The sequence below is a fragment of the Rosistilla ulvae genome (assembly GCF_007741475.1).
Taxonomy (GTDB): domain Bacteria; phylum Planctomycetota; class Planctomycetia; order Pirellulales; family Pirellulaceae; genus Rosistilla; species Rosistilla ulvae.
Window position 1 is genome coordinate 4,558,780 of record NZ_CP036261.1, and the last position, 17,851, is coordinate 4,576,630.

At 57.2% G+C, this 17,851-nt stretch carries 10 protein-coding genes; all 10 read right to left on the reverse strand.

Translation table 11 applies throughout. From position 1 onward, the window contains the following. Window positions 1–210: 210 nt before the first annotated feature. Entirely contained in the window at window positions 211–1,782 is a 1,572-nt protein-coding gene (locus EC9_RS16080) for a DUF1254 domain-containing protein (protein ID WP_145346745.1), read from the reverse strand. 79 nt (window positions 1,783–1,861) lie between these two features. After that, a complete protein-coding gene (locus EC9_RS16085) occupies window positions 1,862–2,899 on the reverse strand; it encodes a DUF1214 domain-containing protein (protein WP_218934188.1) in 1,038 nt (345 codons plus the stop codon). Window positions 2,900–2,992: 93 nt separating this feature from the next. Further along, window positions 2,993–4,435 carry a DUF1254 domain-containing protein gene (locus EC9_RS16090; protein ID WP_145346747.1) on the reverse strand — a complete coding sequence of 481 codons (1,443 nt, stop codon included), beginning with the start codon at window positions 4,433–4,435 and terminating at the stop codon, window positions 2,993–2,995. 104 nt (window positions 4,436–4,539) lie between these two features. Continuing rightward, window positions 4,540–6,006, reverse strand: a complete 1,467-nt coding sequence (locus EC9_RS16095) for a DUF1254 domain-containing protein (protein ID WP_145346749.1) — start codon at window positions 6,004–6,006, stop codon at window positions 4,540–4,542. Between the two features lie 1,261 nt (window positions 6,007–7,267). After that, complete coding sequence (locus EC9_RS16105; RefSeq protein WP_145346751.1) at window positions 7,268–8,287, reverse strand: SDR family NAD(P)-dependent oxidoreductase; 1,020 nt, start codon at window positions 8,285–8,287, stop codon at window positions 7,268–7,270. Window positions 8,288–8,464: 177 nt separating this feature from the next. After that, window positions 8,465–9,922, reverse strand: a complete 1,458-nt coding sequence (locus tag EC9_RS16110; protein WP_218934189.1) for a TolC family protein — start codon at window positions 9,920–9,922, stop codon at window positions 8,465–8,467. A 529-nt stretch (window positions 9,923–10,451) separates the two neighbouring features. Continuing rightward, window positions 10,452–11,930, reverse strand: a complete 1,479-nt coding sequence (locus tag EC9_RS16115; protein ID WP_246105720.1) for an HlyD family secretion protein — start codon at window positions 11,928–11,930, stop codon at window positions 10,452–10,454. Beyond that, on the reverse strand, window positions 11,927–14,080 hold the full coding sequence (locus EC9_RS16120) for a peptidase domain-containing ABC transporter (protein ID WP_145346755.1): 2,154 nt from the start codon (window positions 14,078–14,080) through the stop codon (window positions 11,927–11,929). The genes EC9_RS16115 and EC9_RS16120 overlap by 4 nt, the downstream gene beginning before the upstream one ends. Before the next feature lie 152 nt (window positions 14,081–14,232). After that, window positions 14,233–16,971 carry a phosphoenolpyruvate carboxylase gene (gene ppc / locus EC9_RS16125; RefSeq protein WP_145346757.1) on the reverse strand — a complete coding sequence of 913 codons (2,739 nt, stop codon included), beginning with the start codon at window positions 16,969–16,971 and terminating at the stop codon, window positions 14,233–14,235. Between the two features lie 126 nt (window positions 16,972–17,097). Then, window positions 17,098–17,715 carry an SOUL family heme-binding protein gene (locus EC9_RS16130; protein WP_145346759.1) on the reverse strand — a complete coding sequence of 206 codons (618 nt, stop codon included), beginning with the start codon at window positions 17,713–17,715 and terminating at the stop codon, window positions 17,098–17,100. Between the last annotated feature and the right edge of the window lie 136 nt (window positions 17,716–17,851).

A 17,851-nucleotide genomic window follows, 5' to 3' on the forward strand; every position in this document is an offset into this window, starting at 1 on the left:
GGAAGGCTGCGATCGCCGATTGGCCTGTTTAGCAATTTGTTCTCGCTCGGACGCCCGATCTTGTCGATCCATCGTTCCTGCGGTCCGCCCACGTACCTATCGCGATGCTTCTGTCGCGGCGCGTCACCCGAGGGCCCCGGCTTGTGAGAGGCAAAAAAAAACGCGGATCGACTCGTGAGAGCCAATCCGCGAGGGTTCATAACAGTAGGCCTATTTAATCGCCTTCTCGAGCTTCTCTTCGATCTCCTCGATCAGGCCGCCTTCGCCGACCGGCTTGTTCACCAGTTCGACCTCTCCAGGCCGCCAGGTCTTGTTGATCCTTGGTTCAAGTGGGCCGTACATGCGAAGGATACAGAACCAGCTTTTTCCAGGGTTGGTGGCAAGCCAGTTGCCTTCCTTGCCCTCGGGGGCCTTCGGTGCGAAATAGACGTCGTAGGAGCCGTCCTCATTCTTCTCGATTCCCTTGTCCAGGCTGCCGACGGTGGGGAACAGCTGGCTGGTCTGCAGCTGGCAACGGGTCTGGGTGTCGTAGAGAGTGACGGCCCAGAAGTTGTTGACTGGCACGTTCGGTGGCAGGTGCAGCTTGTAGGTCTTCGAACCATCAAATGGCTGTTCGTTTTGATCCAGGAATGCCAATGCGTAGTCGGAGCCGGCTCCGACATGAGGCGTTGCCATAGCGGGAGTCACGCCGCCGGCGTTGTAGTAGAACAGCACCCGCGCATCGAGGCCCATGATTCCGTCAGCTTCGAACGATGTGTTCTTATTCGCGTAAGCCGTCACCCACTGGCTCTTCGTATCGGGATAGAACTTCACTCCATCGATCCGCGGATCGTAGGTGATCGAGCGTCCTGCGGCATTGCCGAGCGTTGCCGCTTCGATGAGCAGCTTCTTCATCCGCTCATCGGGATTGAACGGCTTGCCTTTGACGATGCCGATCGCCGCCATGTACCCACGCACTTCCGGGTTGACCGCATCGATCGGCTCGGCCTGGACGATGTTGTTCAAGATCTCGAAATACTCCAGGTTGCTCGGGAAGATCGTGCTGAACGTGCGACCCGACATGTTGACGAGTTCCGTCGGCGCTGGATTGGCGGCATCTTTCAACGGATAGACCTTGAGTCCAGTCTTGAAATTCTCGACCGCCGCTTTGAGACCATTCTTCACCGAGCCCCGCAGGAACAGAAAGTTCCGGTTCGTCAGCGGCTTCAGGATGAAATATCCGTCTGGGATTTCCCCGGTGTAGCCAGGCGGAATCAGAAGGTATTTGCCTCCCTTTCCTTTGTCTGGCCCCGTGACACCCATGTTGCCGACGAAGCGTTGCCAAGCATCGTCAAGGAATCCCAGCATGCCGGGTGGAATCTCGATGACGGTCGGGCCATCTTTCGCAAGATCGGTGGGAGCGTAGGCATACATCGTGGAGGTATTTGATGTGATCACCGGCGTGCGGGAATCCATCATCTGTTCCCAGATGGCGATCTTGTTTGGGGCGTCGGCCCCCTGTTCCGCCATGCCGGCAAGGACGCTATAGATCGAGACCGCCCCGACATTGTCGAGGTAAACCCCGAGAGCGCGCGAGCGGGTCAGGTAGTCATAGACAAGGTCGTTGGTGTTGCCGATCGGCACGCCATCGAAGTATTTCAGTTCACCGGCGACCGTCTGGACTTTGGCCGGGATCGATGCCGCTTTTGTTTTTGCAGCTTCACGGGCAGGATCGTCTTGTCCGTACGCTGTTCCCACGGCGAGCGTTGCGGTGAGCGTGAGGGTGATGATGTTGAGTTTCATGGAATCCAGTGTGTTGAGAGTCGTGAGAAGGTGACCTGTGAAGGTCTAGCCGATTTCATTCTTTTGCAAGTAAATGGAATCACTTGTTTCGTTTGGTCGGCGGGCCCGGGAACGTCCAGCTGCCGTCGATGATCGCTTGGCTCGGTTCATACATGCGGACGGCGTAGTTCCAGCCTTCCATGATCGGAAGACAGTTCTCGGTCGTATCGGGATCTCCGCCGAAGCGGATGGTGTAGGAACCATCGCTGTTTGGCTTGGCGGTCAGGCTATTGAGACTGTAGGCGTTGTACTTGTTCTGTTGGAAATAGCCCGCTTCGTTGTAGAGGCTGATCGACCAAAAGCCTTTGACGGGAACATCCTTGACAACGATTTCATATTCGCCTACCGGCAGGTTCGGTTGGACGTTGATGTACTGAGCCGCCTTGTCCGGCAGGCCGCCCCAAGCCGATGCGGTGCCGATCATGAAGTGAACCGGGTTGACTTCGGCTTTGGAACCAAATGTCTGGGTGTATCGCTTCAGCCCCTTTGCCAATTCAAGGATCGCGTCGAGAGTCGCCTTGTAGCTGGTTTTGTCGTAGTTCGGCAGAACAAACGGTTGGTCCGATCCGGCATCGATCTGAATCTTGTCCTGCAGCTTGTGGGCGATCGCCAGATCGGAAGGATCTTCCGGGTTCGCTAGGGTACGAATCACGACGCCGACGTAAGGCGTCTGAAACTTCTCCAACGTCAATTCATGTGAGCCACCGCCGTAATAGACATCGTTCACATACCCGTCATTATTGATGACCATCAACGACATGTAACGCTTGCCGCTATCGGGAAGCGTTACCGTCGCACCTTTGGAAATGTTGATCACGCCGATACTGTAAAGCGTATCGCGGTTCATTCGAATCACATTTTGCTTGTCGATTGGCGTCGGCGTCCGGTTGCTGTGAACCTGGTTGATGCCCGACATCTTGAGGATTCCTTCAAACTCAAAGTCGGTCTGCGCTTTGTTAAAGTTATCGACATTGACAACGATTGGTGCGGCAGCATCGGATTGCGCGTTGGCGGTCGCCGCGGTGAGTGCGCCGGCAAGAGTTAATGTGATGGCGAAGATGTTTGTTTTCATGGTCATTGGATGGATTGAGTTTTGCATTGTCATGGGTTGCTTAAGTGAGCGGGTTGGACTGGAAATGTCCGGCCCGCCTGGATCAGAATCAAAAGGCGATCACTTCGCCTTCACGATGCCTGGTGGCTTCCAACTGCCTTTGCCGGGCGGAAGGACCGACGGAGCTTCGGTCGTTGGCCAGTAGAGCCGCATCACCAAATAGACTGTGTCATTTGGTGCCGGTAACCAGTTGGCTTCCAGATCGCCGCCGGGATTGTTTTTTTGGATGTACAGGGTGAGAGATCCATCGTCTCCCTTCTTCATGTTCGGAATCATCGGTGAATTGATCAGGTAGCGGTTAATCGGGTTCTCGATCAGATACTGGGACTTGCCGTCGTACATCGTCACCGACCAAAACGCATTCACCGGCGGGTATTGCCCTGCAGGGAAGGTGATCGTGTAGTTGTTCTTGCTGCAATCGAGCGTCTCACCATTGCCATCCACGCGAGTCAGCGGGTAGACGGCCTCGGCGGCGCTGTTGCCATAAAGTCCGGCCTTGGCGGTGCCGGAGCGCATCAGCCAGTCGCCGTTGTAGTGAGCTTCGTCCCCCGGCAGCGACCCGATCTGCCAACCATTGACGTTGGTCATACCGGAAGCCAGGTAGGTGCTGATCTTTTCGTCCCCCGCCTTCATCCCATCGATGATCGCATTTTTGTGCTCTGGCGAAAGTTCTTTCATCTCGAATGTTTTGTTCGGGCCGATGCCGATCGTCGCAAGCTTGGTGCGGATCTCCTTGTCCATCTTCGTCTCGGGAACATATTGAAGCGCCGCATCCAGATAGCTCCAGAAGTTCTCCTTGATACCGGCGGTGGTCGCCGGAATGAAGTCGATCGCCGGGGCGGCCTCAGGTGCGGGTTGTTTAAGGAAGGCGGAAAGCGGTTCCACCTTGTAGCCATCCTGGACCTTGATCACGTTTGGCATGTCTGCGGGATCGAACAACTGGGTCCGATACGCGACCAGCGAGAAGGGCGTGGTGGAGGTGAAGACTTCGTTGATGCCTTCGGGCTTTTCGCCTTTCCAATCGGGACCGACGACCATGTAGCTGCCGGCATCGTTGCCGGTGGCACGGCTGCCAATGTAGCCGTAGTTGTAGGTATTTCCGTCGCACATCATGACGGCGTAATAGCGTTCCTTCTCGACAGCCGGGACGGTCAGCACGATCGGCTCGGCTCGCAGATCGAGCCATGTGAAGGAGTAGGGCGTGTCGCTGTTGGGTGTGATAACCGCGGTGTCCTTGTAGGTGTAAACACGCGGCTCGTTCTTCAACTGGTTGAACGGGGCCTTGAACTGGCTGCCCCCTTTGTCGACAGCGTATTCATACATCACGGCATAATTCATCACTATCGGCAGCCCGTATATGAACCCTTGCTCGGCGAGCGCTTTCGTTTCCGTAGGAGAAGGAACCGTCGGCGCGTCAGCCGCGCCGACGTCGTGTCGCCCACTTGCGATGAATGTGACCGCGACGGCAGTGACAGCCGCGTAGGCGATCGAATAGGTTTTCATGGGATTCGCTATCGGGACTAAAGGGTGAAAAGGCTGTATTTGATTCTCAATCGAGGGCGTTTGGCAACGCCGCGGTTTGCGTGTTCAAAAATCGAACCGCCGAACTATTCGACGAGCTCAATCTCTCCAGGCCGCCAGGTCTTTTCGATCCATGCTTCCAGCGGACCGTACATCCTCAAAATCGTGAACCAACTCTTGCCGGGGATGGTTTCGAGCCAATTGCTCTCCTTGCCTACAGGAGCTTTCGGACCGAAATAGACATCGTAGGAACCGTCTTCGTTTTTCTGGAAGCCTTCGCTCTGGCTGCCGACGGTCGGAAAGGTCTGGCTGGTTTGCAGCAGTGACCGCGTCTGCGTGTCGTAAATCGTGACCGCCCAGAAATTGTTGATTGGCACATTGGGCGGCAGGTGAAGCTTGTACGTTTTCGCGCCGTCGAACGCATTTTTGTCGGCGTCCAAATATGCCAAGGCATAGTCGGATCCTGCTCCGGCGTGGCTGGTCGCCATCGCGGGCGTGACGCCGGTCGCGTTGAAGTAGAACAGCGGTCGTGCATCTAGCCCCATCGCGCCGTCCGCCTCGAACGACGTGTTCTTGTTGGCGTATGCCGTTGTCCAGGCGCTGTTCGTGTCGGGGTAGATGAAGACGCCGTCGATACGCGGTTGGTAGGTGATCGCACGCGCGGTGGCGTTGCCGAGCGTGGCAGCTTCGTTCAATAGCTTTTTCATCCGGTCATCGGGTTCAAAAGGTTTCCCCTTGACGATCCCAATCGCCGCCAATTGGCCTCGCATCTCCGGTCCGATGGCATCGATCGGCTCGGCCTGGACCAATTCGTTGAGGTCTTCAAAGAAGCTGATGTCGCGAGAGACGATCGTGCTGTAACTGGTGCCGGAAAAGTTAATGAACTCGGTGGCGGGAGGATCGTCCGCTTTGGCGAGTGGATAGATCCGCAGCTTCGACTTGATGTTCTCCACCGCAGGTTTCAGCCCCTTCGCGATCGATCCGCGCAGAAACATCAGGTTGTTGTAGGTCGGAAGCTTGACGATGAAAAAGCCCTCGGGGTCGGCGCCGGTGTAGTCCGGGGGAAGCAGCAAATATTTGCCCCCCTTGCCTCGGTCCGGACCGATCACGCCAAGGTTTTCGACGAAGCGAAACCAGGCGTCGTCCAGGAACCCCAACATGCCCGGCGGAAGCTCGACCACCAACGGTCCGTCGGTCTTCAGATCGAGATAGGTGAGGGCGTATAGAGTCGAGGTGTTCCCCGTGAGGTAGAGTGACTCCGGTTTCAGCAGCTGCTCGGTAATCGTGACCTTGTTGGAAGCGTCCGCACCGATCCCTGCATTTCCTTTCCACATCGCATTTAACGACGCGGCACCCTGGTTGTTGAGGTAGACCTCGACAGCCCGCATCCGGTCGAGGTTGTCGTACAGTTTGTCGATGGTGGCGTTGTTGGGAACGCCGTCAAAAAACTCCAGCTTGCCGATCGGCGTCTCGACCGAGTCGGGCATGCCGATCGCTCGCAGCATTTCTTGAGAGACTTGAGCCAACGCGGAACCACTGCCGGCTGAGGCCATTGCGCCGAGAATGGCGAATGTCCGAAGCCCTCGACCAAAAGAAAATTTCATTGAATTCGTTTTTAAGAGATGACGGATTGAGATTTCGCCGCAGCGCTTGACGCTTACGCGAATGAACCACAGTTGGATTTATCCGTTTGGAAAAGTGCTACCACACCGAGTCTATGTAGATTGTGTGCTATGTTGGAAAGCGAGGCCTCTGAAAACTTTCGATTTCCATCACAAAGCCCCCTCCTTCCGAAGTGTCAGGACGGATCCAAAAGCGATTAGGTCTCGGATTCTATAATTTATGACTATCCATATCCAGCAAATTTGTTTTGCAAACCCGCCATTCGAACCACTCGTCCACTGCGCATCGGAAGTGAAACTCAACGAAACGCCAGTCCCATTCACCGTATCCATGGCGCGTGCGCTGCAGAAAATAGCAAGCTAGAAATTCACCAACCGTTGGAGCTGGGTGTGTCCACCTCGAACCACTACACAGTAAACCCAGGGCTGCGGATCCTGCGAAACCAACGGTTGAATTCATCCAAACTTCACGTCGGATGGGTGATATTGCTCCCGCGTTCCGGTGTGCCCGTGCATTTCTCCCGCATGTTGCGAGATCCATGTCACAACGCCGACAGAACTTCTGTTTGACAAACGTTCGGAACCCGTCCGCTAAACCAAAGACAGCGATCCTAAAAGAGGGGGCCGCTAGGCTATTGCCAAATCGGCCAATCCCGAGTTTTGCGTGCTGGCAAGCACAAGGTTATGAATATATTCAGGTGCATGACGACTCGCCGTGAATTTGCGAAGTAGCCTCAATCAGGGCTTCCGGCATGCTGTCGGCTTTTTACGGACTGGCCGGTCCAGTACGGCTACATCGGATAACTAACGGAAGTTTAGGGTATTGATCAAAAATGAACATGAATCGACTGTTCGCCTTCCTCTTCATCGTTTCAATTTTTCAAGTGTCGCTGGACGCAGAATCGCCAACTGGCTGGAGTCCCGTGATTCTGCCAAGGGGAGCTTATCGCACCCAGGTCCAAGCGATGCCTGTCCACGAACGCCCGGGGCGACCGTTTCACGTTTATGGGAACACGATCCGGTTGATTCACCAATCCAATCGATCGCAGTCACTGACTCGACCGTTACAGCAAATCGTTTTCGGCACTCCCGTTTGGTTCGGACCGCCTCCCCTCCGTTAAGTGTCTCCCCCCCATGCCATACAGCAGCTGTTGTAGCAAAGACTGTGCAAAGCGAGGACAGGCCAAATTTGCTACAACTGGTTGTTCATCGCGGCCGCACGCTGCGTCAGCGTGGTGAGTACCGACCGTGACCAAGCCGATTGGCTCTCGTGCCCCTTGGCGGAATCGCGACCGATGCCTCCCATTTTCGGAAGAACCATCGCGGCCAAGGCGAGAATTTCTTGCGTCAGTTCGGGACAAAGGTTTTGCAGGGCGATCGTCATGTTCCACGGACTGTGGATGAAGACTTCGCCGCGTCCTTGCTGGCATGCGTCCAAGATCTGCGTCGCCGCCGTCGCAGCGTCCATCGACATCACCGGTAGAGAATCGCCGATACTGAACCAAGCGTATTCGTCGCGATGCTGGCCTTTGAAGTTGGCGTTCCGCGGGCTCCCCGTTCGCATCAATCCGGGGCAAGCTGTCGTGACAAAAATGTTCTCTTGTTTCAGTTCCGCCCGCATTCCGTTGGACAGCCCCACCAACGCAAACTTACTGGCTGCGTAGGGGAGCATATGCGGGACGGCTCGCTTGCCGCCCAGCGACGCGATGTTGACGATTCGTCCCCATCCGGCGGACCGCATGTGCGGCAGCACCGCCTTCGACGTGTGCAATGCACCCCAACAGTTTGTGTTCATCGAGTCGGCGAAGTCACCGAACTCCATCGCATCGAGTGGGCCCACTGTGATGATCCCCGCGACGTTGATCAGGACATCGACGCCACCGTAACGCTGAACCACTTGATCGATGAAGCGAGTCACTTGTTCCGGTTGGCGAACATCACAGGTTTGCGAGATCACCTCGGCACCGCGAGCGCGTAACTCGTCCGCCGCAGCAGCAAGATCCTCTTCACCGCGAGCGGTGATCGCGATTCGAGCACCTTGGTCGGCCAGCTGTCGGGCAATCACCAAACCAAGCCCGCGCGAACCGCCAGTGATGACGACGCGTTTGTTTTGCCAGGCGAAGTTTCGTTTGCGGCGAGCAACAGCTCGGGTGATTTTGAGTCCCGTATAGCCAATGGCGGCAGAGAGAGCGAACGTGGAAAATGTATTCATCGAGTTCGTGTGGGGGATGTGTGAGTTGATTGGTTCACATCCACCATCATGCAATCGACGTGCCGATTCGATCGGCGAAGGTTCGTTGCAGATCCGCAGAACGCAGAAACTCGCGTTAGAAAGGAAGCATCGAGGATGCGGCCGACGACGAGTTGGAGAGCTGAAACTTACGGCCGACTATTGTGGCCAATCGATCGCCATCGCCGCGTCGTAATCCGCTCTGGCGATGTAATATTCCAGCTTGGCATCGATCTCGTAGATCGCCGCTTCGATAGCGTATTGCTCGCGCAACACGACCGCCAGCAGATCGCTCTCGCCAAGGTCGAACTTGCGACGTTCGACATCGGCGATGTAGTCCGACAATCGCGTCGATTCCTCCGCCTGTTGCAGCCGTTCGTAGGCCGCATCTAGCGCGATAAACGCGGACTCGAGTTCGGCCCGAACCTTGTCCGACGTGTACTGTCGCTTCGCTGCAATCTGCGTCAGCTTAGCACGCGCTGCTTGCATCTTGCCCGCCGCTTTGCGACGCTGCGCGGGGACCTCCACAAACAGCCCCGCCTCCAATTCGAACGGCGACTTATCCCGTTTGCTACTCGTGGGCGCCCCGACGTCTTGCGAGCCAATCAGCTGGGCATCGATCGTCGGCAGGGCATCGTTGCGTCCCTCGGACAAATCGACCCCCGCGCGTCGGGCTTGCAAATTAAGCGCCGCAAACTCGGGACGCTGCAGTAAAGCTTGGGCGACATCGGTTTCGAACCGTTCGCGAACGACGGCGGTCGGCATTGGAAATGCGACCTCGATCGAATCGTCGACGACAATCGGCATCCCGTCGGGCGTGCGATAGAACAACGACAACTTGACGGCGGTCTGATGTTGCTTGCGTTGCATGTCGATCAGCTTGGCTTCTCGCTGCGCGATGGCTCGCAGGTTGTCTTGCAGCACCGGCGGATCGATGTCGCCCAGATCGACCTTCCGCTTCAACTGTTGATTCCGAGTCGTAGCCAATGCGAGAGCTTGCTCTCCAATTTTGTACTGCTGCGTCGCCGCCACCCAGCTCCAGTACGTGACACTGCCGTCGCGAACAAACTGGATCAGCTGGGATCGGATCTCGGGGAGCGCCAGTTGACGATCGTAGTTCGCACGCCACAGCTCCGCTCGTCGCGCATCGATCTGGCGATCCTTCAACAGCGGAACGTTAAAGCCCGCTTTGAACTCGCCCCCATCATTTGTCTGGCGCTCCAGATACCAAGGTTGAAATTCACCGCGACCGATCCGGTAGCCACCAAACACCTCGCCGCCACGATAGACAGGCTGTTCAAAACCTGCTCCGTTGCGGTAGGTTTCGTAGTATCCTAGCGGGCCGTTCTCACTCGACGCTTTTAACTTTGTATCGAACGCGCCCCACGCTGCGGTCTGCTTGCCAGCGGCGATTTGGTAGTCCTGATAAGCGACTTCCAACAGCGGGAAGGTCGCATGGATCGAAGCGACAACTTCGATCAGTGATACCGGGGCAACCACGTCTGGCTCGGGAGCGGCCAACGGTTCGGCCAGCGTCGCATCCGACGTGCCGGGCGTCGGTGGATCGGTCTCTTCGCCGCTGCGATCGGATTCATCGAACGTCAACCGGAAGGGCAAAGCTTCTTGCAGGTTGGGCCCGCGTGATGCTTTGTCGACCTTCGTGGCAGAATCTACGGCAGGAACGCTAGCGTTCGGAGCGGCGGACGTCTGGCCCGCTTGCGGTCGCGTCGTGTGGGATGCTAGTGAGAATGGCGCGGCATCAACATCCACTGGTGCTGCGAGCGTCTCTGCAGTGGCAAGCGATTCCGCGCTGGTAGGCTGAGCGACCATTGCAGGCGCGGCAAAGTTGCTCGATGACTTCGGCCCGTTATTGCCCGCTCGACAGCCAACGAAAGCGAGGGCGATCAACGCTGCATACGCTAACGCGATCGGCTGGGCTCGTTGTCGATGGGAATCTTGACGAGTCACTTAGAAACCGTTTAAACCATAACTTGCAATGAAACCAGATAAGTCGCACTACAGTTAGAATCGGTACGCTTGGTTTTGCTGGCTCAGCCGCATCCAGATTTTGACGGTTGTGCCACCATGGCAAAGCTTGACACCCGGTTTTCGGTTCGTCCAACCAACCGTCGCCCCCTTATTCGCACTAAGGCTTCGGCAGTTTAGGCGGCTTGCTGTTCTTGGGCTCTTCGGTCGAAACAACCGGCGGGAAGCCGTTCATATTCCGCCAGATCTCGTACCACAGCGGCACGCGTTCCAGCAGCACCCAGCCGTTGGTCCGAACGCCCTGACGAAGGAAACGATCGCTGGGCCACTGCTGTCCCGATTCCTCGGGTTGGACGAGGATCCGAAACTTCCCTTTGCCATCGTCGGTAGCATCGACTGAGACCACTTGGCCGCCGAACGTGCCGACGGCGACCGCTGGCCAACCTGAAAATTGAATTGCTGGCCAACCCTCGAACTGCAGTCGGACATGCCGCCCTGCCTCCACGAGTGGCGCATCGTTGCCATCGAGCCAGATTTGCACGGCGCGGTCGGTGGTATCGGGGACGATCGTGCAGATCACGCCTCCCTCTTTGAGAACCTGGCTGTTTTGATTGGCGGTGATCCGCGTCAAATAGCCATCGAACGGAGCCAAAATCTCCTGACGCCGCTGCCGCGCGACTTTTGTTTCGCTATCCAATAGATCCTTCTGCGATTTCGTCAGATCGGATTCTGCCTTCGCGACTTCGCTTTCCGATTTGGCGATGTCCGCTGTCGCTTTGCGGAGCGTCGCGGTGGCGTAATCGATGTCGACTTGGGCCTTCTGCTCCTTCGCTTGCCGATCACTCTGCTTGCTCTCCAATTCGCTTTGGGCAGCCCTCACGTAAGCTTTCGATTTCTCGACCTTCGCCTGGGCCTCTTTCAGTTTCCGCTGCGCTGATTGGAACTTGGATTGCGAAGCGATCTTCTCGTCGTACAACATACGCTGCCGATCGAAGTCAGCCTGGACTTGCGCGAGCGCCGCCTGCTGCTCGGCCAACTGTTGCTGCTCGGCCTGGATTTTGTTGCGTGCCGACTCGACATCGGCATCCGCGGCGGCGACGACCTGCTTCTTGACTAACTCATACGCTTTGACTTGAGCTTCGATCGAACTGACGACCATCATGGCAGCGTCGCGGTTGCGTTCGCTCGCCCGCCACAACGTCTCAGCCGCGGCGACCTGACGCTGAGAAGCGTCCAGCTGACTCTCGAGTCGGCCGAGATATTCGGGGTCGATATCGGCGACCTCTACGATCAGATCGCCCTTCCGGACAAAACCGTTCTCGACGATGTTGTCTCCCAATCGAACGATCCGTCCCTTGATCGGAGTTTGGATCGTTTGTTGCCGTTCGAACGGCGCAAATGCGATCACCGTTCCGGAACCTTTGATCGATTGTTGCCACGGGGCGATCGCCACCGCAAACGTGGCGACGACAAGAACGACCAACAACACTTTACCGATCCGCCGCGCTAAACGCGATGACCTTGCCAATCGCAGCGACGGAAAGGCCGCTTCACTGTAAGCCGCCGGCGCCAACATACGACGCGGTCTCTGCGGTAGCAAAGCTTGCGGCGACGACGGTTCTTCTGCAGCTACTTTCATCGTGCGACTCCACCATGAAAATCGGAATCCGCAGCGGCCTGGGATCCTAGTTCCATCGTACGCGTAAATCGGGCCGCGATGTCTTCCCGACACGTCGCGACGATTAAAGTCCATGGCTGATGCGGTGCCATCAAATACTCGAGACACTGTTCGAGTTCGGTTCCTCCGAGCCCATCCAACACGCCGTCGATCAACAGCAGTCCCGGCCGGCCGATCGTGGCGCGGGCGAGCGTCAAGATCCGCGACTGATTCGTCGATAATGGAGCCCCATCGCTCGTCAGTTCGGTATCGCACCCATCTTTCAATCGCAGCACCGCGTCCAGCAGGCCCAACGAACGCAAGACGTCGCGGACCTCGGTGGAGGTCACGTCGTCGCGACGCAGATCCACATTCTCTTCCACCGAAGCATGAAACACTTCGGGGCGGGCGATCGCCACGCGTGCGCGCAACACATCGGGGCGTAAATCGCGGGGATCGGTGCCATCGATCGTCAAGAAGCCGGCTGTCGGACTGCGCAGACCGAAGATCAAATCCAACAACGTGCTCTTCCCGCTGCCCGACCTGCCGAGGATCGCAACCCGCTCGCCCCCTTCGACCGACGCGTCCACTTCATTCAGGATCGCGGCGGCGCCGTCCCATTTGTAGGTCAACGCATGTAATTCAAGGCTGGCCGGCTGAGTCGTATCCAGACTCAGCATGCCGTCGTCGCGTTGCGTGCGAAGATCGAATAGGATCCCCAGCTTGTCGACCGACGCCAACAGGTCGTAGAAACTCTCCATATGTTTTCCGAACTTGGCAAACGCCCCGACGATCACCGTCACAATCAGTTCCGCCGCCACCAGCTGGCCCAACGTCAATTCGCCGGCCACCACCAACCAGCCTCCCAAGCCGAGCAAGATTGTGCTGGAGACCGCTTGCAGTCCCAGCGCGAACAACACCTGTCGCATCACGATCCGAAAGTGGCTGCTGCGCGCTGCGAGGTATTGAGCGACAAAGCGGTCGGCACGGACCATTGCAAAGTCCGCTCCGCCATCGCTGCGGAAGGCCGTCGGGCAGCGGGCGATGTCTTCTAGCCAGCTAGCCATGAGATACTTTTGTTTCGATTCTTTGACCGCACTCGCCACAGCACCGCGGCCAAGGCCAAACACGATGATCGCTATCGCGACGACAAGGAAGATGTCGAAACCGAGCAGCCAAGGGTGATAAAAGGCAAGCACCGCCATCCCGATGAACGTATTTAGCACAAGCCCCACGCCATCCAACAGCAATTGCGCCGCGACCTTTTGGATCGTCGTGATGTCGAAAAATCGATTGACCACCTCCGGCAGATGCTTCCCGTCGATCGGCTCGGTTTCCACGCGAGGCAATCGGAACGCGAGGTCACCCGCGACCCGAGCGAACAGACGGCGTTGGATCACCTCGACGACGTACGTCTGCAACCCGCGAATCGCACCTTGGAAGCTGAGGAACGTCAACAGGATCGCCGACAAGATCACGATCGGTTGCAAGAACCGTCCAAACGCCACCGTGTTGACCAACGCCTCGACCGCCATCGGCGAAGCCAGCATCAGCAGCGAGACGACAAACGCGAACAGAACCACCAACCAAATATCGGACGATTCCGGACGCAGCAATTGCCACAAACGTTCGTTCGGTTCCAGCTTCTTATCGGGGCCGCTCGCTTCCATCGAAAGCGATTTGTCCGCTTGAACCACCACGCATCGCAGCTTGTCTTCGTTGGCGAAATCGCGAAGCATTCTACGCAGGCCGCGTGGCGACACGCTGTGCGTGGCTTCGGTTTCTTCGCTTGCCACCACGACTTGGAACTTCTTGCGGTTTGCCGCGACGATCCCAAGCCATTCGGCTTTCCCATCGCTGGCTTGTTCGCGATAGAAGATCAGCGGCGCGCGAAGCCCCGCCAAACGGGAAACTTCATCGAGAGAGCCATCGATCGTCTTGGTTCGCAAGCCAAGACTGATCGCCGCCTCGCTGAACCATTTCCACCACAACCGGTGCGGATCACCGGGCCACGCCTCAACCACTTCAAACATCGCACGGCGCGGTGCGTCGCGTTCAAGGATCGGATTCGCACTCGCCAATTTTTCCAAAATGGCAACCGCACCGACACATTGAGATTTCGGTTGTTTCATAAGTTGGTGAGAAGTCGTTTGATAAGGTTCATCCGCATCGCGGGTCGATCGTCGGCAACCTTTTCCGGCTCAAAAGAACGGGCTCCGGCATCTTCCATCGTCCGTCCACTTTCATCCTAAGTCCAGGTTGCTGCCAGGTTTGGAGCTATTTCTTAGCCGCTGGTCCGCAAACCTGCGGCAAGCCCGTTGACGGTCAATCGCAGCAAGACCTGTTGTTTGTCGGCCGCAGCCGCGTCGGGATCCGATTGACGGCGACGCCGCAACAGCTCCACTTGCAACAGATTCAGTGGATCGATGAACCGATTGCGAACGCGGATCGATTCCTTCAGCCACGGCGTCCCATCCAACAATTCGCTCCCGCCACTCAGGGCCAGGATCTGTTGGCGACTGGTCTCATATTCCTTCTGGATCCGGTCGGCGATCCAAGTCTCGCCGGGGCTGCCCGCGGTCAAACGCATATAGTGCTGAAATACCTTCATGTCCGATTTGGCGAGCGCCAGTTCGGCGTTGTCGACAAGATCGCGGAAGTACCACCACTGTTGATACATCTCGCGAGCCACGTCGGGCGAATCGGCGTTCAATTTCGCCAATGCAGTTCCCACGCCGTACCACGCCGGCAACAGACAGCGGGCCTGCGTCCAGGAGAAGACCCACGGGATCGCTCGCAGATCGGACAATCCACCTTCCGGTTTCCGGCGTGACGGACGCGAGCCGATCGGCAGTTGTTCGATCTCCGTCAATGGCGTCGTGTCGCGGAAGAAGGCGACGAAATCGTCCGCTTCTAACAGCTCGCGGTAGTGAGCCAACGAGACGCGTGCGGCGCTGTCCAGGCAATCGATCCACGCCGGTTCGGGAGAGCGTTGTGCGTGATCCGCCGCCAACAGCGACGACCACACGACTTGCTCCAGATGGCGATGGGCAATCGCTTGGTCGTCGTACCGGTCGGCCAGCACTTCCCCTTGTTCGGTCAATCGCAACGTGCCATCAAACGTTCCATGTGGCAGCGACAGAATGCTCCGCGCCGCGGGTCCGCCGCCGCGACCGAGCGAGCCGCCGCGACCGTGGAAGAAGGTCAGCCGCACATCGTGTTGCTTGGCGACCGAGGCCAGCGTTTGTTGTGCCTTGTAGAGATCCCAGCTGGCCGCCAAATAACCGCCGTCTTTCGTGCTGTCCGAATAACCAAGCATGATCCACTGACGATCTTGATGCGCCGACAATGCCTCGCGATACGACTCGCATCGCAGCAGACTCTCCATGATTTCGGGAGCGGCCTGCAGGTCGCTGATCGTCTCGAACAACGGTACCAGCGGCGGGACTTTGTAACTTACCGACGGCTTCGACGTGTGCCGCCACAACCACAACAACGTCAGGATGTCGCTGGCCGTCGAGGTCATGCTGACGATCAAGGCCCCGATCCCCGTCTGACCATAACGAGTCGAGACACGGTGCAAGACGTCGAACGTCGCCAACACTTCTTGACCGGTCTCTGAGACTTCTTCAGTCGGCAACTGCAGCTGGGGCGAGAGCGTCTTCTCCAACAGCGCCATGCGTTCGACTTCGGTCAAATCTTGTGGAGCTTCACACAGACCGGTGGCGATCAACAATTCGTCGAGCGTTTCGCGATGGACTTTTGAATTCTGACGAACATCCAACCGAGCCAGATAGAATCCGAAGGTGCGGATCTGCGTCACCCAAGTTCGCAGGTCTTCGCTGAGATACTTCGCCGCCACCGTCTGCCCAATCGCGTCGGCGAGCAGCGAGACGTCTGCGAGCAAACCCTCTGCATTGGCATACGCGCCGCGGACTCCGGTGCCGCTTGACAGCGACATTTTTTCGGTCTGCTTCAACCGCCAACCGATCGTGTTGAGCCACAGTCGACAGAGTTCGGTCGAGGGCAGGAAAGCCAAGTGCTCTTCCAGCTCGGGATACTGCTGCGTCGCTTCGTCGATCGCCGCGCGAAGCGTTGGCGGCAAGGGGAGCTGCGTTTCGGAAACGCTCAAGGAGTACGAAAATTGTTCGCAGGTTCGCGAATGAAAGGCGAGCGCCTCGCGTCGCAACCATTCAAAGGTCGATTCGGTGACCGGTGACGTGACGCCAGGATGCCCATCGCGGTCACCACCGATCCAAGTACCGAAAGTGATCAATGGCTTCGTCGCGGCGACCTGCGGACCGAACTGATCCGACAGCGATTGGTTCAGCTCTTCGGTGATCCGCGGGATCTCACGCCATAGCACGGGTTTAAAGGAGAGCCCCCGAGCGACCTCTTCCAGTACGGTCGGTCGCCGCGATCGCGTCAGATCGGTCTGCCACGCCAATGCGACTTGGCGAAGCATCTGTTCTTCCAACCGCGATTTCTGCTGTGGGTCCGCCTCGCGATCGATCGACGCCATCAGAGTCCGCAGCAGCGATAGATGCGTCCGCTGCGATCGTCGCTTCGCTTCGGTCGGATGGGCGGTGAATACCAGTTCGACATGCAATTGATCCACGATCGATTGCATCGCGGTTGCGTCGCGTCCTCCCGCTCGCAGCGTTTCGACCGCGCTGCCGATCGATTCGGGAACCGGTTTGGGCCACAGTTTTGCCGAACGCTCGTTCAGCACGCGAACCCGAGCGCGATCCTCGACGACGTTCATCAAGTCCAGGAACAAACTGAACGCCCGGATCACGACCGCCGATTGATGCTCGTCCAGTTCTGAGATCCGGCTGAGCATTTCTTGCTCTGCCGACTCGCTCCCCTCGCGACGCTCCCACGCCAACCGCCGCAGCTCCTCGACTAACTCAAACGCTTCCTCCCCTTCGAAGTCCTGGATGATCTCACCCAGCATCGCACCGAGGTAACTGATCTCATCGCGCAGCTGCGTGTCTTTTACATTGTCTATCGATGGGTTCATTCGAAGCTTCAACTGGTTTTCTGGAGGTCTATCAAAAAGGCGAGCCGTTCCGAATCTGGCTCGTGTTCTACGAGATCCATCGAGCTTCCGCCTTCTCGATAATTTCCCATCTCTTTTCTTCTGCGATTACGGTGACGATACTTGAACCCTTTCGGTCTGCACTTCGTCGGATTGCAATCGTAAAAAGACTTCGTTGCGACGCAAGGGAGCGGGAGTGAAAGGAGGATCGTAGCTGGCGTATTCCATCGACTCGCCAGCTTTCAAACCCTTCGCCTCGACCCAATCGCGAAGTTTCTGTTGGGCCTCTTCTCGCATTGTGTCGTTCATGCGTCCGGAAAATCGAATCACCGCGAACCGTCCCGCAGGTCGCTTTGTTATGTTCACATCCTGCCGCGAAGGTGCCGGAGTTCCCTCGTCAGCGACTTGCTTCGGAACGACAAAACTCATCGAACCCGCGTCTTGTTCAGCCGACGGTTTCATAAGTACAGGCGTCGTCATCGCAACCTTTTGTTTCGCTTGATTAGATCCGCTTATGTAACCAAACAACCGCATGAAACTTCCGTTGCCGCCGGAAGCTCCCATCGCCGTGCTCGCCATGACAAGCTCGGGGTAATCGCGAATCTCGAATTCCCCCTCTTTCTCGACAACATCATAAGCAGCCGTTTCGTAGTCGGCGCTTCCTTTTCCAACAAATACCAACGCCGCCAAGAGTGCGGTCACACCGATCCATTTTGCTTTTCTCATCTCATAATCCTCCGCTATACCTAGGTCGTCTGACATCTAAGTCCGTTTCCCCCACCATGAAGCCTCACCGGACTTCCCCTCGGAAGGTTCATAGACGCGACTCAAAAGTTGACCAGCGTTTGCTTGGCATTGTTTG